The sequence below is a fragment of the Ensifer sp. GW101-20A05 genome, from assembly GCF_059424735.1.
This window is the reverse complement of sequence record NZ_JBWKZT010000008.1, coordinates 67316-91149: the sequence shown is the minus strand read 5'-3', so window position 1 is coordinate 91149 and position 23834 is coordinate 67316. Positions and strand designations below refer to the sequence as shown.

The window sequence follows — 23834 nt, the reverse complement described above, 5'->3', positions numbered from 1 at the left end:
CATTTCTCGCCGAGCGCGATAGAATGATACAAATCTGTTTTGTTTTAAGGAGTGAATATGCGCCGCTCAGAGATCCGGGGTCATCTGCTCGATACCGCTTTGCGCCTGTTCAACCTGCACGGCTACCACGCGACCGGCATTGATCTCCTCATCGCCGAAGCCGGGGTGGCCAAGACGACGCTCTATCGGCATTTTGAAACCAAAGAGGATCTTATCCTGGCCGCACTTGAGCGGCGTGACGAACAATCCCGCGCCGAGATGCGCATCTTTGTCGAGCAGCGTACGAACGATCCCTATGAGCGTCTTCTCGCGACCTTCGATTTCCTCGAAGCTTCGATCCGGGACAAACAGTTCCGCGGCTGCATTTTCATGAGCGCGGCGGGGGAGCACAAAGAGGCCGTCGATCCGGTGTTCCGCGCCGCTTTGATGCACAAACGTCTGGTCCTTGCCTATTTCGAGGAGCTCGCGCATGCGGCCCGGTTCGCGGAACCGAAACGCATTGCCGACACGATCAACCTCTTGCACGAGGGGGCGACGGCCATTGCGCAAATGACGCGAACAGGCGAGCCGGTTCGGCAGAGCAAACGCATGGCGGTCAGCCTGCTCGCGCAGGAGGTACGCTCTCCTCTGGAACTGTCGGCCAGGAGCGCGCGTGCAGAACTGCAGGCGACGGCTTCAGATGTTGGCGAAGCATAGGATCACAATGTCATAGGCAACGTCGGAAGCGCTTGCGGGGGATACGATGGATCGTCTTGAAGCAATGAAGATGCTGCTGGCAGTCGTCGATGCCGGCAGCATCTCTGCGGGGAGCAGGAAGCTGAATGCTCCTTTGCCCAGCGTCAGTCGCAAGGTTGCCGAACTCGAACGGCACCTGGGTGCGAGCCTTATCGTGCGCACCAGCCGCAATCTCCAGCTCACCGATGCCGGCCGGGAATATGTCGAGGCGGCCCGAAAGATCATGGCGGACCTCGAGGAAGCCGAGCGTCGGGCTTCGGGCGAGTATCAGACGCCTCGTGGCACTTTGACGATCACCGTGCCGGTTGAGTTCGGCGCCCGCTATGTGATGCCGATCGCGCTCAGCTACATGGAGATGTATCCGGAGGTGTCGCTCAATCTCCTCTCGCTCGACAGGACGGTGCATCTGGTGGAAGAACAGGTCGACATCGCCATCCGGTTGGGCGACCTCGCTGACAGTTCTCTCTACGCGGTCAAGGCCGGTGAGTTCCGCCTGCTGACTTGCGCGAGCCCCGCATATCTGCAGCGCCGGGGCGTGCCGGAGCATCCGAGCGATCTCGCGGACCATGACGGCATATTCTTCAACAAGCGGACTTTCTTCTGGACCTTCGATGTCGCCGGCCAACAACTCGAGTCAGTCCCTCGCAACCGTCTTGAGCTGAACACTGCGGCCAATTGCGTGGCAGCAGCGGTCGGCGGAGCCGGCATCGCCCGTTTGTTCGATTATCAAATCCCGGACGAGTTGGCTTCAGGCGCCCTCGTGTCGGTTTTGGAACCTTTCGACCAAGCGCCCCGACCGATCCACATTGTCTATTCCGGGCAGGGTCCGCTCACGCTGAAGGTACGGTCCTTCGTCGACTGGGCGCTGCCCCGCCTTCGCGCTTTCTGCAAACGAGGCGAGGCATCGCAGGCCTAGTTTGCAAATGCAGCCCGAACCTCTTCAACAGTACCGGCCGGATCCTGCAGATGCGGGAAGTGGCCGATACCTGCCAGAAGGTCGAACTCCGAATTGGTGCGCTCGGCAAACTCCTTGCCCATCTCCGGCCTGATGTAGATGTCTTTTTCGCCCCAGATCACTTTCACCGGCGTTCTCAGCTTGGCGAGGTTCGCCTCGAGATAGTCCTCGTCGCGCGTGAAATGGGAATAATAGAAGGCGAAGGCGTCGGCGCTTGTTACACCGTCGCGTGCCCAGGAATCCTTCATGTCCGCTTGTACCTCGGGCGGCAATTCGTACTGGGCATCCGGTGCAAGGCCTCGGCGATGTACGTTTTGCAGGATCTCGTCGCTGGTCTTGTTCATGTAAGCCCGCGTCGGCGTCGCCGCCGGCTCTGTCTTGAGGTTTTGCAGGCTCTCGTACATCCATTGCGGCCTGTTGAACGGGGCGAAGTCGCCGACGATGATCTTCCTTGCCACGGTTGGGTCGTCCAGTGCCAGCAGCAGTGCGGGAAGGCCGCCGATATCCGAGGCGTAGATGACCAAATTCGCTCGGTCGACGCCCGCCTTGTCGATATAGGCCTTGAGAATCTCGGCGTAGTCCCTCGGCGAATAGGAGAACTGCGGCGGTGAGGGGCGTGACGACTGGCCATATCCGGGCCAGTCGAAAGCATGCACCTCGTATTCCTTGCCCAATGTTCCCGCGATCTCTTTCCAGACGGCCAACGTTTCCGGGAAGCCGTGGAGGAAGAGAACCGTGCCCTTGGGATCACTGGGATGGGTAACCATGCGCCGCAGCGTGATGGTCTCGTCGATCTTGATGAAGTCGATCTTCGGTCCTGTCACGGAGATGGCGCCGGCGTGAGCCGATGCCGCCGATGCCATTGCCACCGAAGCGGTTGCGACAAAGTTCTTGAGCGATGGGATAACCATGTCAGGCGTCCTTCTGGTAAATCTGATCCTGACGAGAAGATCCTATATCCATTTGGTCGCTGGCAGATGGTGTTTCTGAGAGGAACCCTCTTGAAGTTACCAAATACTCCGCAGCGGTATCCTGCCTATTTCAATCCCAAAAGGACTGGCAGCAGACTAGGCGCAGCGGCACTGGCCGCGGCTGCGACCCAGCGTACGGCGCCTCGCTATCAGCCGTCCCGATCGAACCATGTATCCGCATGAGAGGATGGCTCTCAATTTCGCTGGGTGCTGGCCGCCCGACCTCGTTCTTAGATTTCCGTTCATTCGCGGATCGTTCGTTTTCGACGGCGATCCCAAGCGAACCAGCGAGCCGAAAAAATCGCTCGCTTAAATAAAGGAAGATCAGAATGAACGATATGACGTCCTCTTCGCAAAAAGCGGCTTTGGAAAAAGCCCGAGCGCTCCCTGGCCACTCGACCGTCGGTACGAACGATCTCGACGCTGCCGCTGCCTACTATGACAAATTCCTCGCCGTTTTTGGCATCGGTCGCGTGCTCGTTCAGCCGGGGCGTGCCGTCTACTACGGGCACCGGGCCCTCGAGTTCGGTGTGCTCAAGCCGTTCAATGGCGAGACGGCCATTGCTGGCAATGGTACGATGATCGCCTTTGAGGCCCGCTCTCGCGCGCAGGTGGATCTCGCTCATGCAACGGCTTTGCAAGCGGGCGGTTCGGACGAAGGCGCTCCCGGTCCAAGAGGCCCTGACGGCGGTGACCCTTACTGCGCTTACTTTCGCGATCCGGAAGGAAACAAGTTCCTCATCTACCGCACGGGTCCCGACGAAGCCTGACAATCAGCGTAGCTCGGGACCTCGCCGTAATCGGTGAGGCCCCGGCTTACGCCCAAACCCGTTCGATGACGATTGTGAGTGTTCAAAAGGGATCTCTCAAATGGACTTGGAAAACAAGGCTGGGAAGCGCCAGGTGACGCGACGCTCGTTTCTGCTTTCAGGCGCTGCGATCGGTGCAGCGGCAGCGGTACTACCGACGTCCGGCGTTGCCTCCAACGTCGCGAAAGCGCCGATCAGCAGCGACGACATCCGCCCCTTCAAGGCCGACATTCCCGAGACCGCCCTCGCGGATCTGAAACGCCGTCTCGCGGCGACGCGCTGGCCGGACAGTGCGACCGTCGAGGATCGTTCCCAGGGTGTCGATCAGCAGACGCTTCAGGACCTCGTGGCCTATTGGCTGTCCGCCTACGATTGGCGCAAAGCGGAACGAAAGCTCAATGCGTTTCCTCAATTCCTGACGAACATCGACGGGCTGGACATTCATTTCATCCACGTCCGCTCGCGCCATGAGAATGCACTTCCGCTGATCATGACCCATGGCTGGCCGGGTTCGGTCTTTGAGCTGCTGGACGTCATCGCCCCGCTGACCGACCCGACCGCTCATGGCGGCAAGGCTGAAGACGCATTCCATCTTGTCATTCCCTCTATCCCCGGCTTCGGATTTTCGCAGAAACCAACCTCGACAGGTTGGGACGCACAGCGGATCGCCATGGTCTGGGACACGCTGATGAAACGGCTCGGCTACAACCGCTATGTCTCGCAAGGCGGCGACTGGGGCGCAATCATCAGCGACGCCCTCGGGCGTCAGGCTCCGGAAGGCCTGCTCGGTATCCACGTCAACCGGATCGAGCGCGGGACGACGTTTCCAGCCGACGCCGCGCAAGCGTTGAAGAGCGGAGGGCCGGCTCCCGAAAGCTTGTCAGCGGATGAGAGGCAAATTTTCGACGAGGCTCGTGACTTCCTGAACAACGGTTTTGGCTACGCTTCGATCCTCAGCACGCGTCCGGAGACTGTCGGCTACGGGCTTGCGGATTCTCCGGTGGGCCTGGCGGCCTGGCTCTACGACAAGATCGCGGATTGGGTGTTCACTCGAGGCCATCCGGAACAGGCTCTGAGCCGAGACGATATCCTGGACAACATCACTTTGTACTGGCTGACCAACACCGGGCCGTCGAGCGGACGCATTTACTGGGAGAACCTCAAGGCTGGAGTAAAGCTCACCGCGGCCAAGGTTCCTGTCGCCGTAACCGTGTTTCCGGGGGAGGTCTATCGGCCGCCAAGAAAATGGCTGTCAAAAGCCTATCCGAAGCTCGTGTACTATAATCACGCCTCGAAGGGCGGGCACTTTGCTGCCTGGGAGGAGCCGGAACTCTTCGCCGAAGAAATCAGGGCAGGCTTCACGGCGATGCGTTTTCGCAACTAAGTTCGTCTCCATGCATGGCGGACAACGAATTGGCCAGGGATTGGCGGCGGCGACCACCGGTTGGCAATCCTGACGGCGATTGATTGATGCCCGGCTCATTGGTCAAGTTCCGGGATATGGCCGGCGAGGTGCGATGAAGCCTGGCCATTCGCGGTGAGTATCGCCGCGCACAATTCGTCAAATTGTGATCTCGACAACGCCGCGATCACGAGGGTCGTTTGCGTCGGACCGAAATACGGCGCCTTTGCGTGAACGACATCCTAAAGCGAGCAGCGCCCTCTTGACGTTCCACCGGACGCTGCTAATTAGAAAGCTGTCCCGCCCTTAAGACATCGGACGCGGGATGAACACTGGTGCCGGGCCCCTCTGGCGAGAGTTTTTACGGCGCTCTCGTGATGTCGGTACCGCCAGCAAATTAGCCGGCGGATTAGCTCCAATGAAAACTGATCTCATGCCTCACGCATGTGCCCCTTCGGCCGTGCGCACTTCCATTTTGATACCGCATTTCTTCACCGAATCCGGCGTCGTTCGCGCGAAGGAGGCCCGTCGATGACACAGCCTCAATCGCATACAAGCGCTCTCGGCTATTTCAAGTGGGCCTTCATTGTCACGGTGGTGGGCCTGGTGCTCGGCGCCTGGCTCGGTTGGCAATCGACCGGAACCATCGGCGGTATGGCCTCGGTCTTCTTCATCTGCACCGTGCTCGCGGTGCTCGAAATCTCGCTGTCCTTCGACAACGCAATCGTCAACGCCAACAAACTCAAGGACATGACGCCCGCGTGGCAGCATCGCTTCCTGACCTGGGGCATCATCATAGCCGTCTTCGGCATGCGTATCGTCTTCCCGCTACTGATCGTCGTCATTGCGGCGAAGATCGGACCGATCGAAGCGATCGTTCTGGCGGCAAGCAAGCCCGAAGAGTACGCGCGCATCATGAACGACGCGCACCTGCCGATCGCAGCCTTCGGCGGCACCTTCCTGATGATGGTGGGCCTGACTTACTTCTTTGACCATGAAAAGGACGTGCACTGGATCAAGTGGGTCGAGAGCAAGATGGCCAGGTTTGCGACCATCAAGGGCATCGAAATCGCCTTCGTTCTCGCCCTTATTCTTGGCTTTTCGACTCTGCTCGAACCGGCAGAGGTCCACACCTTTGTCTATTCGGCGATCTACGGCCTGTTGACGTTCCTCGTGGTTGAGGTGGTCGGCGGTTTGCTCGATGCCTCACAACAAACCATGAGTGCGGCGGCAAAGGGCGGCTTTGGTGCCTTCCTTTACCTCGAAGTGCTTGATGCCAGCTTCTCGTTTGACGGCGTCATCGGCGCCTTCGCCCTGACGCAGAACCTCTTCGTCATTGCGATTGGCCTCGGCATCGGCGCCATGTATGTGCGCTCTATGACGATCATGCTGGTTGAGAAGGGTACGCTCAACGAATACCGCTACCTGGAACACGGCGCATTCTATGCGATCCTGATCCTCTCAGTGGTCATGTATTTCCAGACGCTCGTCCACATTCCGGAAGTGATCACCGGTCTTGGAGGTGCTGCGCTCATCGGCATCTCCCTCTGGTCTTCGATCCGGTACAACAAGCGCGAACGCGAAATGGAACAGATGGAAACGAAGGATTCTGAGCAGCGACTGCGCGCCTGATAACATCTCAAAATGTGACAATGGACCCGGCGGACGCGTCCGTCGGTGCTGTTCGCCACATACTTTTGAACTTTCGCCATCAAAATTAAGCAGAATCTACTCAAGGTTTAAAGCCTTGAGTAGATTAAGATTTGGACAAAATACCAGGTTCTCCAGGGCTACGATTGGAAACGTTTCGCATTGGACCAGTTCAAAGGTTTCTGCTGCGTCGATGCCAGATGCGCGGATTTTTGCGACTTTGATCGTAGCGCACGATGCTACCTCCAGCGGGGTGTCGGTGGCTCGATATAGTTCACCTTCCACGCCTCATAGAAGGGTTGGAGTTCTACTGGAATCGCCTTCTCGAATTCTTCATCCATTGAAATATGCGGCATTGTCGCCTTCGTTGCCGACAACACTGCCATGCCTTGCCTGCGGTCCTTCGGCCTTTTCCGTGGGTCGCGCTTCTCCTGCACCGACATCCAAAGTTTTTGCAAGCCGAAGTACCGAGGATCGGGTACTACCAAACGAGCAGGAGTCCCATCACGGGCAACGACAACATGGCTCAGATGCGTTCCTAACAGCAGCCACTCCTGTTCCTCTAGCGGCAACGGGCTGGGCTTGTCATTGCTGATCATGTTGCCTACCGTCGACGGAGCGACCAGAAGCTCAAATTCAAATGCTTTTGCATTCCTAACCTGAAAAGTACGTTCTGTGTTCACGCTGTAGGTGCTGTCCACCGCTTTCAACATTGCCATCACGCCTAAGTCTGCGTCATCTCTGACGAGGGCTGACCACGCCATATCGAAATCGTCGGTTTCGGTCGGAGCATCATTGATCTCACCACCCGCCTCGACGCTGTAGGCAGGCATCGCATTCGTGCCCACCACAAGCAACTTGCTGCCGAGCATAGATCGCCGGTCTGCCTCGCGGAGAATTTTGGCTGCTTCGGATGGGATCATTGGCAGACGCAAGGAGCGATAAAGAGCGCAAGATTCTGTGAGCTTCTGAGCACTGGCTTGCCGACGCTCATTGATCTCGGTTTTGGATGACGTGTAGTTCGCCATGGCAGCCTCTGTCTCGTGCGACCTCGGGCCTAAGCTCTTGGCATTACCGATGCGGTCTAAGACCTGATAGAGGTACTCCTTACCCGATCTTTCCGCCCATTTCATTCCATATGGGAGTTCTGTCGCAGCACGTTCGGCTGCCATCCAGGTATCATAGTGTTGTTCGATATTGATCAGAACACGCTGCTGCTCATCTGAATAAGGGGATGTGTACTCAACCACTGGAGTTTGTCCTGCGTTTCAGCATTTACCATATTTTGCAGGACAAATGGAATTTTTTCAATAGCATAATTCAATTAAATGCTCCCAATGGTTGAATATAGTAGCTGCTTGGTATCGTTCGATGCAATCAGGCCTTGTTGCTGTTGCAAACGCGAAGCCACCGCAGCGACAATGAACGCAAGTGCCGGCTGATTGCGCGCTCGGCGTTGCGGGCGGCGATAGCACGGCTGCTCGATGGCCGCCCCGAGCGCATAGACGACGCGCTCACCGTCTCCAACCTGGCGTACGAGCCGGCGTCAGCCGGGCGACGGCGAATCATGCGGTCGGTCTTCTCGCCGAGTTCCGGACTGCCGAATCCCGCCGACGGCGATCATTACTCAAAGCCCTCAAGGAGCGCGCGTCCGCGCGCTCAAAGCCGAGCTTCGAGCCATTCGCGGGACCGAGATCGCCGAACTGCACGGCCTCGTCCACACGCCCGCCCGGTACAGCCAGGTGCTGACGCTGCAGGACGCGGGCCGGAATGACGTCATCGAGAGGGCCTGCGGCAAGAACTGGCCTGATCCGCTAGTGCCGGGGTTGTCCCCCTGAAGCGCGCGCCACGAGACGACGCTGGCTGAGAGGCGCGCATCATCCCGGTCGGTTTCTTCCACGTGCCGATCATGGCCTGCGCCTCCTTAAGCTCGCCCGTCGAGGCAGGGCTCGGGTGTGGCAGACGCTGCCAGCCCGTCAACCCCGTTCCGCACCAGCACCGAGAACAGGGTATGACGGGCAGGCTTCCCGCGTCTGCCCCTGCTGCCTCGCCCTCGACGGAGAGGGCGAGCTGAAGGAGGCACCCATGACCACAGATCGCAGACGCCAAACACCCGTCGATATCTACGAGCGCGTCACCAACCAGATTATCGCTGCCATCGAGGCCGGCGCCGGTGACTACCGGATGCCCTGGCATCACGACGGATCGGCCATCACCACACCCGTCAATATCGCCTCAACCAAGACCTACCGCGGCATCAACATTCTCTCACTTTGGGCTGCGGCGCACGCTGCGGGCTACCCTACCGGCATCTGGGGCACCTACCGTCAATGGCAGGCGCTCGGCGCCCAGGTTCGCAAGGGCGAGCACGGCCACCTTGTGGTGTTCTGGAAGGCCAGCGATCGCGACAAAGCGGATGACCAAGACGGAAATCGCGAAAGTGACGAGCCCGCCCGCAGCATGTTCGCTCGCGGCTATTCGGTTTTTAACTGCGCCCAAGTTGACGGCTACACACCGCCCGTGATGCCGGTGTTGGCCGAGGCTGAGCGGATCGATTGGGCCGAACGGTTCTGCGCGGCTCTCGGCATCGACATCCGCCACGGCGGCTCGCAGGCCTATTACCGCCCGGCTACGGACCAGGTGCAGATGCCAAGATTCCCGTGCTTCCGCGACGCGGTCGCCTACTACGCCGTGCTGCTCCATGAATGCGGCCACGCATCTGGCGCCAGCCACCGACTCGGCCGCGATCTCTCTGGACGCTTCGGCTCGGCAGCCTATGCGATGGAGGAATGCACGGTCGAACTCCTGAGTGCTATGATTTGCGCCGACCTGGGCCTCAGCGTCGAGCCGCGGCCGGACCATGCCCGCTACATTGCCTCGTGGGTCGAGGTCATGAATTCCGACAAGCGCGCCATCTTCACTGCCGCCAGCAAAGCGCAGGAGATCGCCGACTGGATGCATGCACAACAGCCCCAAGAGGACGAGGCCCGGGGCGCCGCATAGGCGTCCTTTTCAAGAGTGAAAGCCAAGGATCATCACCTGGCGAGCAAAAAAATTGCGAGGTGATGCTTGGGAGCGCCGACCGCGGCGACAGGGACGCAGTGTTCGAATTGCCGGTTGCCGACATCGCGGCAATCGCAATTTGAATTTTGTGAAGAAAGGACGTCGGCAAAGCGAGCTATGTTTGGCTCGCCGCATGACGGCACCTCTGCTGCTTAGCACCCTTTGTCGGCAAAGACGTTGCCGAGGATGCAATGGCAGTGAAGGCGACGTGCGCTTTCTGCGGTGCTGCCGGAAGAGCCATCCTTCCCGCAATCTGACGACTACGGCAGTTGCGGCATTTCCCCCTCGGCAATACACCAAATCCAAGGCGTCATCTCTGGTCTCGCCTCGATCATTTCCGTCAATGCCCGCTGGTAGTCCTCACTTGCACCGGCCGACACGATGAACATCGCGACCGGGGAGGGCCGCTGTTCCGGCAAGGTGACCGACACGATTGGTTGCTCCTGTGGGAGGTTGAAGCGTAGTCCTTTGACGACCTTGCGCCGCAGCCCTGCCAGTCTTTCCAGAAGATACCGTTCGTGGATGCTTTCGAATGGGATCCAGTTCTCGTTCACGACCATCATCGCGACTTCTTCGACGGCAGCGACCCCAGAAGCCGAAATCCCAAATGTCGCGATTATAATGAGATGCAATTCGTCGTTCGAGCGCCACAACTCAAGTTCCGCTTCGTATTTGGCGTTCAACCGTTTCCATGCTTCGCTTTCAATCATGAAGGGAAAGGGTAGATGCCGAAGCGCGATCCGATGCCCCAGGCGTGCCGGTGTGAACTCCTTCACTTCCGCCACTGCGATCATCAGGTTGCGCGGTCCCGTCCCGGGCGCTTGCGCACCGGCAAGCGCGGTCGCCCGGCGCGCGGCAATTCCTTCCTTGTCCTCCTGACGGAAAGTCTCCGGCACAAACAGCAGATCACTGAGCTGTCCGCCACGAACCGTCATTTGTGACGCGGCATTCATGAGGCTCGTGCGGACCCGACCCCAGCCACGCTTTCCGGTCCAGGAAGAACGCCATTCGGTCAGTTCCCCCATTTCCCACAGGTAGTGTAACATTGCGCGCAAGGAAAGCTTCCTCGTCTCGTTGCGAATGGTGGACTCCGACGGACCTGTGGATTGAAATGCGGCCGCACGCGGACCTTTCTTCGTCATCGAAAAATCGAGCTTCAAGATTGCCCGCCCGCTCGCATCGATCTGGATGGCGTTGCCGATCAAAGGCCCGAGGCCGGACAACTCGTAGGGAGGTTCATAGGACGGGCAGGTCGGGTCGTGATCGCGCCCGGAAAGCGGCATGCGCTTGACGAGATGCTGCCCATCGAGTTGCGCGATATACATCGGAACCGGCGGTTCCTTGCACTGACAATGTGGCCGGAGCCCCTGTTCGTAAGCACGCGGAAGAATAGCCTGGAATTCATTCGATTCCTCTTCGAACGACCTGTCGCCGATCAGAAACCGTCGCACATTGCATCTCCCACGCCCATCCAAGAGGCCCGTAAGGGTCGGTGACGATGTAGCACGGATCCCTCGTTTATACTATCGTAAATATGATGGTATAACTGAAAGCCCGTGCAACAGCGGTGGAAGAAGATGTTTTTCTGCGAAAACGGGCCGTCCGAAGATGTCGGCGGACGCGCTCGGCTACGTGCGCTTCCTGGGAATCATGTCGAACAGAGAAGATCCGAGTGCGTCGGCCGCGTCTGCCATAGCTGAAGCGCAGTGAACCGAAGACAGCGCAGCGTATCGCGACGTCACGGTTGGTCACCTCGTCGTTGGCGCTCAACTTGACGACGATGTCGCGGGTTCGTGCACATCGGGAATATCTGGATAATTCGGAGGATCAACAGAGGAGTCGGCAACACGCGACCTGAACAAGCACATTGGCGATGTCACCGCCGCCGCCGGCCGCGAACCCGTCGTGCTCACCTGGCATGGGAGATCCCGGTTTGCGCTGATGAGTTATGAACATTACGAGTGGATGCGCACTGGCGGCGATCCGCGCAGCGTGCATCGTGTTTCGGAGATGCCGGAGGAACATAAGGAACTGTTCGCCTCGGAGATCGATCGGCTGGCGCGCGGCGAGGGATCTGGTGAATCGTGAGTTCCTGCCCGGTCAGCGGATATCCGGGCGGTGTGTCGCGATGGCAGTGCACACCACTATTGGCATTGACGCGATCGCGGCTGGCTCATGCCTCGGGGGGATGCAACCTCGTATCGAGGGCAAAGGCCTCCTGGAACCTCAGGGTATAGGCACCGGTCGCGCCGCCGGCGAGAAAAATCAGGTTCCAGCTATGCGGCGAAGCCGCACTCGGAATCGCGACGAAACGGTGCCGCCGAAGAAGATCGTCTCCGAATGTTTGCTGTCCCGCGCCAGGAATGCCCGGGCGCAACCAATTGGGATTGGGCATTCTTCCCGGATCGACGACATGGACATCGCTGGGATTGGCAATGACTGCTGCCGTCATCATATGTGCCACCGTATCGAGCGCCCGGAAGCCCTTGTGGACTGCGACCTCAAGTATCGCCGTCGCGGGATCGAGGGAGCAGTAGATCGCGCGAACTCCCTTGCTGTTCCAGCGGCCACCGACCCGATAGGCGCCTTCCCCGCAATCCCACGTTGGTGCATGGATGGCCTGATCGAGCCGCCACGCGGCCAACTCGGTCCCGCCGAGCGCAATTGGCAGAAGGGTCATGCATAGACGCCGTATTCGAGGCGGTCGAGATGATCCTCGACAAGCTCGACGCCGGCGGGCGTTCCGAGAAGATCGATCGGGCGGCGCTGGTCAAGTCCGATCGCCGGACGCTCCAGCCACTGTTCGGCTTCCGCCTGCGACCCGAACACGTCAGTCGCCTTTGCGAGGATCTCGGCGAATTTCCACGTGCGACCACTCTGTTCCTGGCTGAGCGGCTTCGAGGGTGCATCCTTCCGCCGCTGCCAGGTGCGCAAGCTCATGCCCACCGCCTTTTCGAGGGACTCGTTCTTGCCGATGACGACGAGATTGCCGACAAGGTAATCCAACGCCGAGGCAGGCAGACCGTGCAGAAGCAGCTCGTGCGCGTCGAGCGCATTGGTGAGGCGCCGCGCCAAGATGCGCGAGCCGCCGAGCAATGCTTCGATTTTTTGCAGTTCACCGCCTGCTGCAGAGGAAGGTGCTCTTGTTGTCACCGCCATGATCTTTCTCTGCGCCATCTGTCGTTCAATATATGTCGTGTGTCGCTCGTGATTTCAAGGTTTGAGGGAACTGTCAGGTATTCCCGGACCTGACGCTATTTCGCCGACGAACCGGCCTGCAACGCGGGATCGCCGCGCGCGACGACCGACGAAGCCGGGCCCGGGTCGCTCGGGGCCACTCGCTGCCGATGGCGGTGTGTCTGTCGGTCACAGATTGATCAGATGGGCGGGCGACAAGGGGCGAATGGGGGAAAGATCCACCTTTCTCACGCTTCATGCGAACAGTTTCCCCAGGTGTTACCGCACGGTCTGCAGCCGACAATACCGGCACCGCATTGATCTAACGGTCGGCATAAGAGTGATGTCGGCACGGGCGGATCATTGGTTGCAGCAACTGGGAGCAGGCGAGGGTATGCAATTGACTGGCTCGAGGGCGAAACGCATCAAGGGATGCGCGGCTGATACGCAGCAGCGTCGGAGCGGGCGGCCATGATGGTTTGTCGCGGCCTTCGATTGCCCCGAACCATTCCCGTTTTATGTCGCTCGCATAGACGACCGCCTGCCTTTGCGGCCAACCCCTACAGGGGTAAGACTCGCCCGAAATTTTTGCAAAGTTCGATTTCGGTTTTCTTGTCTTGGCGGAAAATAGAATTTGCAAAATTTTCGGGCGAGCTGACCGCAGCAGATCGGCCGTCTCTTCGTGCACCATCGGGAATGGTCCCGAGCAACCGAAGGAGACAGAACCATGGCCACCACGATCGCAGCTCTCACGCAGAAGACCGATGGCACTCTCGAAGGCGTCTTCGCCACCATCCGAGTGAACGCCCCGATCGCCATCGTCCCCAACGCCAACAAGGCGAGCGAAGAGGCCCCTGACTACCGCGTTATCCACCGCAAGACCGGGTTCGAAATCGGCGCGGCGTGGAACCGCATCGCCCGCCAGACCGGAGAAGAGTACCTCTCCGTGAAACTGGAGGCTCCGGAGATCGGGGTGATCTTCGGCAACCTCGCACAGGCTCCCGGCGGCGATCCGAACCGCAAGGTGATCCTCTGGAACAATCCGAACTGAGCCACCAACGCCGGTCCCGATCAATCGGGACCGGCGCCCACTCGCTCTGAACGCGACCGGCCCCAAACGGGATGGTCACGTTTGTCGCTAGAAACAGGTACGGGCATCGAGCCCGCACCTGTTCTTTTACCCTGCCACACGAGATGAAAAACTATCTGCTCAGATCGCCAAGTCTGCCGCGAGGAATCGTGCCGCCTAAAGGACGAGCGGTTCCCCCAAAATGCTGACGCATTTCGGCTCCCCCGCTCGCCGGCTCCGCCGGTCGCATCCGCGATCCTTGACCCGGCCCGATCCTCGCGACCGCCGGCGTCATCTTTCACACTATGCAAGGAGATGACGACAATGACGGTTGCACTTGAAACCCACATCGAGGAATTGAAGGCCGAGCTGCGCCATTGCGATGCCGGCGAGCGCGATCAGATCCAGGCCGAACTGGAACAGGCCTGTGCGGAGCTTGAGGTCATCGTGGCCGAACTCGAGGGGCGCGTCAGCAGCGAGCCTCCCTTCTAGGGAGGCTTTCGCCATGCTTGCATTTACGGCAAATCCAAGAATACAGGAGATCGCCATGTCGCACTCGGGTTCCTATACGACGAGCGATCTTTCCCGGAAATCCGGGGACATCATCGCCGAGGCCCTGCGCTGGCCAGTGACAATCACCCAGCGCAACAAGCCGCACTTGTCCTCCTCAACATTGACGACTATGAGCGCCTGATGCGCCAGTCGGAAGCGCGGTCGGCCGGAACCATCGAAACGATGCCCGGCAGCCTCTTTGCGGACTTCGCGAGTGCCGTCGACGCCTTTGTAGCCGAGGACGAGGGCGCGCCTGAATAATTCGACGCAGGCAAATAACGCAGCCTTGCCGATGGTCAGCTCTTCAGGAAGCGGCAGGGACGTCGGTTACGCGCTGAGATTCGGCTTCGTTTGCCGATGGGCGAGCTTCGCTGGTGTAAGGCGGTGCCACACGTTACTATCGCGACGGGTCGTCTTTTATCAAATCCCATGCACCAAATGCCGGTTTCGGCGACAGTTCTCATTGGCAGAACAAACATCGGTGCCAAGCGGCGTGCATTGAAGGCAGCGTGTTCCGCTAACTCAGTGGCATAAGGGGATCCCGAATTTTCACGGACTATCTATTTGGGGTTCACCGCTTCCAACTCGACCGATTACGCGGGAGTCTACCCTCGGGATCATTGACTTCGATCCGGTTCTCGCCTTCGAGCCGTTCGCTAAAGATAACAACATTGGCGCCACCCGGATTCGCTATGCTGGGAAAAATGATGCCCGTATGGCCTGCAGCGAGTACGAGATCGCCCAGTACCCATGTCGGCGGCTCGACGTGCAGGTCGAATTTGAGGTGGCGCCAGTCCTCTCGCCAGCTATGCCAAAGGTCGTCCCACGGGTCGCCGCGGCTCAGTTGTTGAAGGTCGACGAGGTTCATCAATGTCGCGGTATACGAGCAAACGGTGCGGCAGAAACGGCGAGGTTTGCTGATACTCGCGGAGGGCGGTTACTTCGTCCAACGCCAGGTATAGAGCTTCGACGCCCTCTCGATTGAACCGGCCGCCCTTGAGCGCCGCGCCCGCACCGCTCCTTGGCAAGCTCGCCCATTCTGGCATATGCGCCCGATAGAGCAACGTGCCCGCGGGAAGGTGTTCGAGGATCACCCAACATATCCCGAACTGATGGATTCCAGGTAGTCGATTGCATCCTCTGTCCTGCCTTCTGTAACGAGTTGCAGGATCGTCTTGTGGCGAAACGCCGGGATTGGAGCATTCTTGATAAGGAACAGTGCGCGCTCCTTGTCTGGCTGCACGACAGATGCCGCGGACAGCACGCGCATCAAGTCGCGCAGCGCGGCCTGTAGCTTGGCGGAACTCGGATGGGTCCTGACCGTGTTACGATGCACCGCCGCGATCGCTGCGAGATCCTGAAGTTGAAGGCCAAATAGGTCCGCAACACCAGTTGCCGAAAGATCGGACGTTCCGGGTTGGTGAACGGCTTCGAGAGCATCGGGTAGAGCAAGCGCGGACATGGCGGTTCTCCTGGTAAAAATGCAGGACTAATTTATGCACATTTTACGCACATTTCAAGCGAAAGCACACACACTACTGCGGTTGCTTTAAGCAAAGTTCCGCTCGAAATTTCGGCCGCGCTCGATCCTGATTTCGACCAGATCGAAAATTGCCAGATAGGGAACTGGTGTGTCGACCTTAAGATCGTCGCCAAGGGCGCGGGAATCGCGCCCGGCAAGGACATTACCGCTTGCGTCACGAAGATAACTTGGCTCGCATCGGCGGTGCTGACGTCACTCAAGCCGGTTGGTCGGCCGGTCCAATGGGTAATGCTTGGCTTGGTGTGGAGGTTAAATCCGGACGAAGCGGTTTGCCTTAGCTGCCTGATCCATATCCTTCCGCCGAAAATAGATCGCGCGCCCACAACGGATCGGGCTATGACCTTGCACGATAATGATCTGTTCGTCCTTGCGCATCGACTGGGTGATTTCGTGTGGCATGATCAGCGACCGGCGCTGGAAATTAACGCTTTCGGATTGGCGGCCCCCGGCGGCTTTTGTGTCCCAGCCAACGTTACGGGAACTCCTCTTCACCTCTACCGTCATCTCACCGCATTGGGCGGAGACGTTGCGCGCTGTGTCCAGCGCTTTGATCGCGGCATAGCTCGTGAAGGCGCAGCCGTCGATCCACGACATCGCGCCATCCCTCCCGAAATGCCGCTCCAGCTGGCCGACCGATTGGTACATCAGCATCATGGAGATGCCGTACTTTCGGCCGCGGTCGCGCGCCTCTTCCAGCACCCGCATGTAGCCGAGCAGATCGACCTCATCGAGCATGAACAACGCCCGGCGCTTGAAGCCGCCATCGGCGTGGATCATGGCATTGATCAGTGAGCCGATGATCACGCGGCCGATGCTCGGATAGGAGCGCAGGATCGATGCCGGGATGTTGAGGAAGACGTCTTTCTTGCCCGAGACGATGTCACTCGATTTGAAAGCATTGCCACACACGAGTGCGGCGTAGCTGTCGAGCGATAGCCACTGGCAGTCCTTCGATGCTGTCGAGTAGACTCCTGAAAACGTCTGCTCAGTCATGTTGGTGAAGACGCCGAGCGTCTCGCGGATGAAAGCCGATTGCGAGTGCTCCTGAATGTCGCGCAGCATGGCGAGCACCGAGGGTTCCGGCTCGGATACAATTTGCCGGAGACTGCGTAAGTTCCGCCGCCCTTCATATTCCGGCGACAGCATCACGTGCGCGAGCAGGCCGGTCAGGAGATTGTGTGCTTGGTTCTGGAAGTAGGAAGCGCTCGAGCTTTCGAAGCGCACGCTCTCCGACAAGAGCATGTGGGCAATGCCGACGATGTCTTCTTCCTTTCGTCGCGAGTTCTCGATCCCGTCGAGCACGTTGAAGCCCATGATCGGGTTCGTCGGATCAAGCACCATCACCTCGCGGTCGAGCACGCGGGTTCGGTGCTGGATCACCATGGGCGCGACCTCGGTGGAAGGGTCGAGGCAGATCAGCGGCCCGGTATAACGCAGCGCCGTCGGCACGACATTGCTTGTGGTCTTGTATCCACCCGACCCGGCGAAGAAGAGCATGTGGGTGGAATCGAAATCCTGCTTGTAGGTCAGTAACGGCGCTTTGCCGCCTTTCCCCCATGTCGCCGGATCGTTTGGATCGAAGGGCAGTTCATGGACGATGTCCTTGTCGACGCGGTAGCGCTCGCCGACGACGATCTCGCCGTCCGGCGGAAACAGTCTTCCCGCCGCCGACATCGGCAGCCAGTCCGCGTCCCCGAAGGTTCCGCGCCTGGCGCGCTTTACCGGTTCGGGGACCACCGTGGAAACGCGCGCGGCCACAGCCACGGCCATGAAGCCAGCGACTGCACTGACGACAGCGACCATGTCGAGATAGGACAGCGCCCGATCCCATGATAGCGCGCCGCTTTCCACGGATGGGGACAGTCGGCCGAATTCACGCAGCGCGTAGAGGCTGGCGACTGTCAAAAAACAAACGAGGCTTGCCATGGCTACCGGCATTCGCCGGTGCAACGGCAAGGCCCAAACGGTCAACAGACCTGCGAGCGGCCCGAGCAATAACGGTGGTAGCGGTGAGGCTCGTAGAAACCAGTATGCCGCCTTCCCGGACAGTCCGGCGGCGAGCACCGACCAGCGCCAGCCCACGACGTAGACCGCAAAGGCGGTTACAGCGACGGGCAAGAGAATGAGCAAAAGGCTCGGATGCGGCTTTGACTTCAGTGCCATTCCGTCGTCTCCGAGATACGAGGTGATCCGGCCTCTGACGCGGGAGCCTTGAATGCTTCCTCGCCGATATCGCGCAGACGCCGATGCTCGGCGGTGCCCGGCGCGATGCTTGCAAGTTCGATGAGACCGCCGAGTAGAAACGCCCGGTCGGCCTTCGTGAGACCCGCTCTCGCGACAATGCCACCGAGCAGGAATTTCTCGCGGGTGTCCCGCTTTCGTTCACTCGTCATTAGAAACCTCCGCCGACGCTCCAGACCCGCCACTTGGCTGTCGACGCGGCGAAGCAGACGCGCTAGCGGGCCCTGTCCGATCTCCTTTACGAAATCGAGCCGCGATCTCCCCGAAGACCGCGTCAAGTTCCTCGTCAGTGATCTCGATTTCCGCCAGACCGGATTTCGTGGCGGCGCGCGCAAACCGCTCAGCGGATTTTACTATCAGCGTTCGTCTACGATCGCGCAGCTTCTCGATCTGGGCGTCGATATCGGATATCGATGATTTTAAGGCCATCCATGGGCTCCTTCCTGTTTGAGTAATCTTACCGGTGCTGATTATACTATCTACAAAATGACAGTAAATAAGGTTAGTGTCCACCATCCCGAAAACGTCGCAGCCGGAATGCAGGCCGTCGGTCCCTTCCGGAGAAGCGGCATCGGTCCTTCGGTCCGATCGGTTTGAGGGCGCAATATACGTCGCTGGCGCGACGTGCTCGGAGGGACGGAGACAGTCGTGGCGATCATGTTCGTCAGAGCGCAGGTGATCAGCAGGGGAGCGGGACGCAGTATCGTCTCGGCTGCCGCCTACCGCCACCGCGCCCGGATGGCGGACGAGCAGGCCGGGACGTCCTTCAGCTACCGTGGCGGCGCGTCGGAGCTGGTGCATGAGGAACTGGCACTGCCGGACGATATCCCGGGCTGGCTGCAGGCGGCGATCGCGGGGAAGACTGTCGCCGCGGCAAGCGAGGCGTTCTGGAATGCAGTGGATGCGTTCGAGACGCGGGCGGACGCACAGCTTGCGCGGGAGTTGATCATCGCCTTGCCGGAGGAGCTGACGCGAGCGGAGAACACCGCGCTCGTTCGCGAATTTGTCCGCGACAACTTCACATCTAAAGGAATGATCGCCGACTGGGTGTTTCACGACAAGGACGGCAATCCACATATCCACCTGATGACGGCGCTCAGGCCCCTTACGGAGGAGGGGTTTGGGCCGAAGAAGGTGCCGGTCCTGGGCGACGACGGGGAGCTGTTGCGCGTCGTCACGCCGAACAGGCCGAACGGCAAGATCGTCTACAAGCTCTGGGCTGGCGACAAGGAAACCATGAAGGCATGGAAGGTCGCCTGGGCGGAAACGGTCAACCGTCACCTGACGCTGGCCGGCCATGAGATCCGTCTCGATGGCCGCTCCTATGCTGAGCAAGGCCTCGATGGGATCGCACAGAAACACCTCGGTCCGGAGAAGGCGGCGCTCGCGCGCAAGGGTGTCGAGACGTATTTCGCGCCGGCTGATCTGGCGCGGCGGCAGGAGATGGCCGACCGGCTGCTTGCCGATCCGGAGCTTCTTCTCAAGCAGCTCGGCAACGAACGCTCCACCTTTGATGAGCGCGATATCGCCAAGGCGCTGCACCGCTATGTCGACGATCCAGTGGACTTCGCCAATATCCGCGCGCGGCTTATGGCTTCGGACGATCTGGTGCTGCTGAAGCCGCAGCAAGTCGAAACCCAAACGGGCAAGGCGACAGAGGCGGCGGTGTTCACCACGCGGGGGATCCTGCGCATTGAATATGACATGGCGCAGTCAGCCGAGGTTCTGTCGATGCGAAAGGGTCTCGGCGTCTCCGGTGCCAAGGCCGCCGCCGCCGTCCGAAGCGTCGAAACGGCCGATCCGGAAAAATCCTTCAGGCTCGATGCGGAACAGGTCGATGCGGTCCGTCATGTCACGCGCGATAGTGCCATCGCGGCGGTCGTCGGGCTTGCCGGCGCCGGTAAGTCGACACTGCTTTCGGCGGCCCGCGTCGCATGGGAAAGCGACGGCCGACGGGTAATCGGCGCGGCCCTTGCCGGCAAGGCCGCAGAAGGGCTGGAGGACAGTTCCGGGATCCGGTCGCGCACGCTGGCTTCCTGGGAGCTTGCCTGGGCCGGTGGGCGCGAAAGACTGCAACGCGGCGATGTGCTCGTCATCGACGAGGCCGGCATGGTGTCATCGCAGCAGATGGCGCGTATCCTCAAAGCCGTGGAGGACGCAGGCGCAAAGGCCGTGCTGGTCGGCGACGCGATGCAACTGCAGCCAATCCAGGCGGGTGCGGCGTTCCGCGCAATCACCGAACGGATCGGCTTTGCGGAACTTGCCGGCGTGCGGCGGCAGCGTGATGTCTGGGCGCGTGATGCATCCCGTCTCTTCGCGCGCGGCAAGGTCGAAGAGGGGCTCGATGCTTATGCGCAGAAGGGCTGCATTGTCGAGACCGAAACCCAGGCCGAGATCATCGATCGCATCGTTGCCGATTGGGCCGGTGCCCGCCGTGACTTGCTTGAGAAAACTGCCGTGGGCGAGTGTCCCGGACGTCTTCGCGGCGACGAACTGCTTGTGCTTGCCCACACCAACGATGACGTCAGGAAGCTGAACGAGGCCTTGCGCAAAGTCATGATCTACGAGGGCGCGCTGACAGGTGCGCGCCAGTTCCGGACGGCACGTGGGCTTCGTGAGTTTGCCGCGGGCGACCGGATCATCTTCCTGGAAAATGCCCGCTTCCTTGAACCGCGGACAAAGCGGCTTGGTCCCCAATATGTGAAGAACGGTATGCTTGGCACGGTCATTTCGTCCGGGGACAAACGCGCAGACGCGCTGCTGTCGGTGCATCTCGACAACGGCCGAAAGGTCGTGATCAGCGAGGACAGCTACAGCAATGTCGATCACGGCTACGCCGCGACCATCCACAAATCTCAAGGCTCGACTATCGATCGGACCTTCGTGCTCGCCACCGGAATGATGGATCAGCATCTGACTTATGTGGCGATGACCAGGCATCGTGACCGCGCCGATCTTTACGCCGCGCGTGAGAACTTTGAACCGAAGCCGAAATGGGGGCGCAGTCCACGTGTCGACCATGCAGCCGGCGTCACCGGTGAATTGGTGGACACCGGGTTGGCCAAGTTCCGGCCGCAAGATGATGATGCCAAAAAAAGCCCCTACGCCGATGTGAGGACGGACGACGGAACCGTTCATCGACTTTGGGGCGTGAGCCTGCCGAAGGCACTTGAGGAAGGTGGAATCTCGACAGGCGATACTGTGACACTGCGCAAGAATGGCGTCGAAACGGTCACGGTAAAGGTGGCCGTCACTGATGAGAAGACCGGCAAGAAGCGCGTCGAGGAACGTCAGGTCGAGCGCAACGTCTGGACTGGAAGCCAAGTCGAAACTGTAGATGCGCGGAAGGCCAGGATGGAGCGGGAAAGCCATCGGCCGCTCGTGTTCAAACAGCTTGTTGGACGCCTTGGGCGATCCGGCGCCAAGACGACGACGCTCGATTTCGAATGCGAGGAAGGCTATCGGGAGCATGCCCGTGATTTTGCCCGGCGGCGCGGCCTCGACTATCTTTCACTGGTGGCAGCCAAAATGGAAGAGAGCGCGGCGCGACGGTCGGCGTGGCTTGCTGAGAAGCGGTCGCAGTTGGCGAAGCTCTGGGAGCGGGCGAGCATTGCGCTCGATTATGCGATCGAACGGGAACGCAGCGTCTCGTACAGCGAGGAACGCACAGTATCCTTCGCAGCCGGCATCCCGTTGGGTGGAAATTATTTGATCCCACCCGCCTCCGAATTCCCCCGCAGCGCTGAAGAGGATGCGCGTTTCGCGCAGCTCTCGTCGGCACAGTGGAAGGAGCGGGAGGAAATACTCCGGCCATTGCTTCAGAAAATCTATCGCGACCCGGATGGCGCGCTATCGGCGCTCAACGCTCTGGCGTCAGGCGCAGGCGTCGAGCCGCGGAAGATTGCTGAAGAGATTAGCCTTGCGCCCGAACGCCTTGGCCGATTGCGCGGCTCTGACCTCATGGTCAATGGCCGCGCCGCCCGCGACGAGCGCAACACTGCCATGACCAGCTTATCGGAACTGCTGCCTTTGGTGCGCGCACATGCAACCGAGTTTCGCAGGCAGGCGGAGCGCTTCGCAATCCGCGAGCAGCGGCGGCGCGCATATATGTCATTGTCTATTCCCGCGGTTTCGAAAAAGGCGATGGCGCGTCTCGCCGAAGTCGAGGCGGTCCGCGAGCGAGGTGGGGCCGATGCCTACAAGACGGCATTTGCCTATGCCGCTAAGGACCGTCTGATGGTGCAGGAGGTCAAGGCCGTCAACGAGGCGTTGACCTCACGCTTTGGTTGGTCCGCCTTCACCGAGAAGGCCGATGCAATTGCCGCAGGCAATATTGCCGAACGCATGCCGGAAGGTCTCACGGATGAACGGCGAGGGAAACTCACCCGGCTCTTCGAGGTCGTGCGGCGCTTCGCCGAGGAACAATACCTTGCCGAGAGACAAGACCGGTCGAAAATTGTTGCCGGCGCAAGCGTCGGGTTGGGGCAAGAGACCATGCCCGTGTTGCCCATGCTCGCGGCCGTCGCGGAGTTCAAGACACCGATCGTCGATGAAGCGCGGGAGAGGGCCCTTGCCGTTCCCCACTACAACCATCATCGCGCCGCCCTCGTCGATGCAGCAACACGCATCTGGCGCGATCCGGCCGACGCGGTTGCCAAGATCGAGGAGCTTGTCGTAAAGGGATTTGCCGGTGCGCGGATCGCCGCCGCCGTCAGCAATGATCCAGCGGCCTATGGCGTGTTACGTGGCTCAGACCGCGTCATGGATAAGTTGCTTGCCATGGGCCGTGAGCGGAAGGGCGCTCTTCAGGCTGTGTCGGAAGCGACAAGCCGCATCCGTTGCCTCGGTACGTCCTATGCAATTGCACTTGAAACTGAAACCAAGGTTATTACCGACGAGCGCCGGCGTATGGCGGTTCCCATTCCCGGTCTGTCGGAGAAGGCCGAGGACGTACTGCGGCAGTTGACGGCGGAGAAGAAGAAGGACGGCAAGCTTGATGTTGCCACGGGTGCGCTCGATCCTAGCGTCGCCCAAGAATTCGCTGTAGTCAGCCGGGCGCTCGACGAGCGTTTTGGCCGCAATGCGATCCTGCGTGGGGACAAGGACGTGATTAGTTGCGTTTCGCCGACGCAACGACGTGCGTTCGAGGCGATGCAGGACAAGCTGAAGGTACTACAGCAAGCCGTGCGGATCGATAGTCCTCAGAAGATCGTTTCCGAGCGCCAACAGCAGGATCTCAATTGGGCGCGTCGCGTTGAGCCGTAGAGAAACTAAAAGCAGGCAGTTTCATCCACTCGAGAGGCTTAGCCGTTTGGCGCGGCATCAATGTCGCATAGAAAATCGCGGCAGCTCGTTGCGCGAGGCGTTTATGGTATAGGGAGTGATTGGCAGCCCACGGGCTGGACAAAAAAGACAGTTCTGTTGCTGCCACTGCGCTGCTGACGTAGCACGCTACTTCAGCCGCGACATAGTCACCAGCGCGGCGATGCTGCCGTCCCAGCGCCGGTATTCATAAGTGTTCCTCTCACAGGCAGCGAGCGTGGCCATCCCGGACATCGCAGCCTCGCGGTATCGTCTTTTGTCAACGCGATCTCGGCTCGGAGGCGGCTGACGCAGAGGGTCGACGCCACCGATCGCGACGATACGCAGTAGTCGAGCGAGAGATGC

General features: G+C 59.9%; 20 protein-coding genes and 2 pseudogenes. 11 read left to right on the top strand and 11 right to left on the bottom strand.

Annotation, left to right across the window (positions count from 1 at the left end; translation table 11 throughout):
* Window positions 1–57 precede the first annotated feature (57 nt).
* On the top strand, window positions 58–696 hold the full coding sequence (locus AC070A_RS20290) for a TetR/AcrR family transcriptional regulator (RefSeq protein ID WP_492384215.1): 639 nt from the start codon (window positions 58–60) through the stop codon (window positions 694–696).
* A 46-nt stretch (window positions 697–742) separates the two neighbouring features.
* Window positions 743–1651 carry a LysR family transcriptional regulator gene (locus tag AC070A_RS20285; protein WP_113736862.1) on the top strand — a complete coding sequence of 303 codons (909 nt, stop codon included), beginning with the start codon at window positions 743–745 and terminating at the stop codon, window positions 1649–1651.
* Here the strand turns inward: AC070A_RS20285 and AC070A_RS20280 are convergent.
* The gene (locus AC070A_RS20280) at window positions 1648–2601 is read right to left on the bottom strand and encodes an alpha/beta fold hydrolase (protein ID WP_425987480.1); all 954 of its coding nucleotides are present in this window, start codon (window positions 2599–2601) and stop codon (window positions 1648–1650) included. The genes AC070A_RS20285 and AC070A_RS20280 overlap by 4 nt on opposite strands.
* Before the next feature lie 389 nt (window positions 2602–2990).
* Here AC070A_RS20280 and AC070A_RS20275 point away from each other — a divergent pair, with 389 nt between their 5' ends.
* From AC070A_RS20275 to AC070A_RS20265, 3 genes are all read left to right on the top strand, one after another.
* On the top strand, window positions 2991–3431 hold the full coding sequence (locus tag AC070A_RS20275; RefSeq protein ID WP_113736863.1) for a VOC family protein: 441 nt from the start codon (window positions 2991–2993) through the stop codon (window positions 3429–3431).
* A gap of 100 nt (window positions 3432–3531) precedes the next feature.
* The gene (locus AC070A_RS20270; RefSeq protein WP_492384214.1) at window positions 3532–4854 is read left to right on the top strand and encodes an epoxide hydrolase family protein; all 1323 of its coding nucleotides are present in this window, start codon (window positions 3532–3534) and stop codon (window positions 4852–4854) included.
* A gap of 549 nt (window positions 4855–5403) precedes the next feature.
* Window positions 5404–6504 carry a DUF475 domain-containing protein gene (locus tag AC070A_RS20265; RefSeq protein WP_492384213.1) on the top strand — a complete coding sequence of 367 codons (1101 nt, stop codon included), beginning with the start codon at window positions 5404–5406 and terminating at the stop codon, window positions 6502–6504.
* A 257-nt stretch (window positions 6505–6761) separates the two neighbouring features.
* Here AC070A_RS20265 and AC070A_RS20260 read toward each other — a convergent pair whose 3' ends face one another.
* Window positions 6762–7772: a GSU2403 family nucleotidyltransferase fold protein gene (locus tag AC070A_RS20260; protein ID WP_492384212.1), complete on the bottom strand. Its 1011-nt coding sequence runs from the start codon at window positions 7770–7772 to the stop codon at window positions 6762–6764.
* Window positions 7773–8607: 835 nt separating this feature from the next.
* On the opposite strand from AC070A_RS20260, the gene AC070A_RS20255 reads away from it, so the two are divergent.
* Window positions 8608–9525, top strand: coding sequence for an ArdC family protein (locus AC070A_RS20255; protein WP_492384211.1), 918 nt, complete (start codon window positions 8608–8610; stop codon window positions 9523–9525).
* A 320-nt stretch (window positions 9526–9845) separates the two neighbouring features.
* Here AC070A_RS20255 and AC070A_RS20250 read toward each other — a convergent pair whose 3' ends face one another.
* Window positions 9846–11036, bottom strand: coding sequence for a DUF1173 domain-containing protein (locus tag AC070A_RS20250; RefSeq protein WP_494773576.1), 1191 nt, complete (start codon window positions 11034–11036; stop codon window positions 9846–9848).
* Between the two features lie 403 nt (window positions 11037–11439).
* Here AC070A_RS20250 and AC070A_RS20245 point away from each other — a divergent pair, with 403 nt between their 5' ends.
* Window positions 11440–11673 carry a type II toxin-antitoxin system Phd/YefM family antitoxin gene (locus AC070A_RS20245; RefSeq protein WP_113476754.1) on the top strand — a complete coding sequence of 78 codons (234 nt, stop codon included), beginning with the start codon at window positions 11440–11442 and terminating at the stop codon, window positions 11671–11673.
* Between the two features lie 85 nt (window positions 11674–11758).
* Here AC070A_RS20245 and AC070A_RS20240 read toward each other — a convergent pair whose 3' ends face one another.
* From AC070A_RS20240 to AC070A_RS20230, 3 genes are all read right to left on the bottom strand, one after another.
* Window positions 11759–12265, bottom strand: coding sequence for an RES family NAD+ phosphorylase (locus AC070A_RS20240; RefSeq protein WP_492384209.1), 507 nt, complete (start codon window positions 12263–12265; stop codon window positions 11759–11761).
* Window positions 12262–12744, bottom strand: a complete 483-nt coding sequence (gene parS, locus AC070A_RS20235) for a type II RES/Xre toxin-antitoxin system antitoxin (protein WP_494773582.1) — start codon at window positions 12742–12744, stop codon at window positions 12262–12264. Before parS ends, AC070A_RS20240 begins: the two co-directional genes overlap by 4 nt.
* A 340-nt stretch (window positions 12745–13084) precedes the next feature.
* Window positions 13085–13453 carry a hypothetical protein gene (locus tag AC070A_RS20230; RefSeq protein ID WP_494773575.1) on the bottom strand — a complete coding sequence of 123 codons (369 nt, stop codon included), beginning with the start codon at window positions 13451–13453 and terminating at the stop codon, window positions 13085–13087.
* Between the two features lie 36 nt (window positions 13454–13489).
* Here AC070A_RS20230 and AC070A_RS20225 point away from each other — a divergent pair, with 36 nt between their 5' ends.
* The 3 genes and pseudogenes from AC070A_RS20225 to AC070A_RS20215 all read left to right on the top strand — a co-directional run bounded on the left by AC070A_RS20225 (window position 13490) and on the right by AC070A_RS20215 (window position 14644).
* Window positions 13490–13813: a DUF736 family protein gene (locus tag AC070A_RS20225; RefSeq protein ID WP_113476761.1), complete on the top strand. Its 324-nt coding sequence runs from the start codon at window positions 13490–13492 to the stop codon at window positions 13811–13813.
* Window positions 13814–14155: 342 nt separating this feature from the next.
* On the top strand, window positions 14156–14323 hold the full coding sequence (locus tag AC070A_RS20220) for a hypothetical protein (protein ID WP_492384435.1): 168 nt from the start codon (window positions 14156–14158) through the stop codon (window positions 14321–14323).
* Window positions 14324–14378: 55 nt separating this feature from the next.
* Window positions 14379–14644, top strand: a pseudogene (locus AC070A_RS20215) (type II toxin-antitoxin system prevent-host-death family antitoxin).
* A 310-nt stretch (window positions 14645–14954) separates the two neighbouring features.
* Here AC070A_RS20215 and AC070A_RS20210 read toward each other — a convergent pair.
* From AC070A_RS20210 to AC070A_RS20190, 5 genes and pseudogenes are all read right to left on the bottom strand, one after another.
* Window positions 14955–15429: pseudogene (locus tag AC070A_RS20210) on the bottom strand (RES family NAD+ phosphorylase).
* 44 nt (window positions 15430–15473) lie between these two features.
* Window positions 15474–15845 (bottom strand): DNA-binding protein, encoded by a 372-nt coding sequence (locus AC070A_RS20205; RefSeq protein ID WP_113476765.1) that lies wholly within the window; start codon window positions 15843–15845, stop codon window positions 15474–15476.
* 330 nt (window positions 15846–16175) lie between these two features.
* The gene (gene traG, locus AC070A_RS20200) at window positions 16176–18089 is read right to left on the bottom strand and encodes a Ti-type conjugative transfer system protein TraG (protein ID WP_494773574.1); all 1914 of its coding nucleotides are present in this window, start codon (window positions 18087–18089) and stop codon (window positions 16176–16178) included.
* Window positions 18080–18319, bottom strand: coding sequence for a conjugal transfer protein TraD (locus AC070A_RS20195; protein ID WP_112996671.1), 240 nt, complete (start codon window positions 18317–18319; stop codon window positions 18080–18082). The genes traG and AC070A_RS20195 overlap by 10 nt, the downstream gene beginning before the upstream one ends.
* Entirely contained in the window at window positions 18309–18596 is a 288-nt protein-coding gene (locus tag AC070A_RS20190) for a TraC family protein (RefSeq protein WP_492384207.1), read from the bottom strand. The genes AC070A_RS20195 and AC070A_RS20190 overlap by 11 nt, the downstream gene beginning before the upstream one ends.
* 219 nt (window positions 18597–18815) lie before the next feature.
* Here AC070A_RS20190 and traA point away from each other — a divergent pair, with 219 nt between their 5' ends.
* Window positions 18816–23432 (top strand): Ti-type conjugative transfer relaxase TraA, encoded by a 4617-nt coding sequence (traA, locus tag AC070A_RS20185; protein WP_492384206.1) that lies wholly within the window; start codon window positions 18816–18818, stop codon window positions 23430–23432.
* The last annotated feature ends 402 nt before the right edge of the window (window positions 23433–23834 follow it).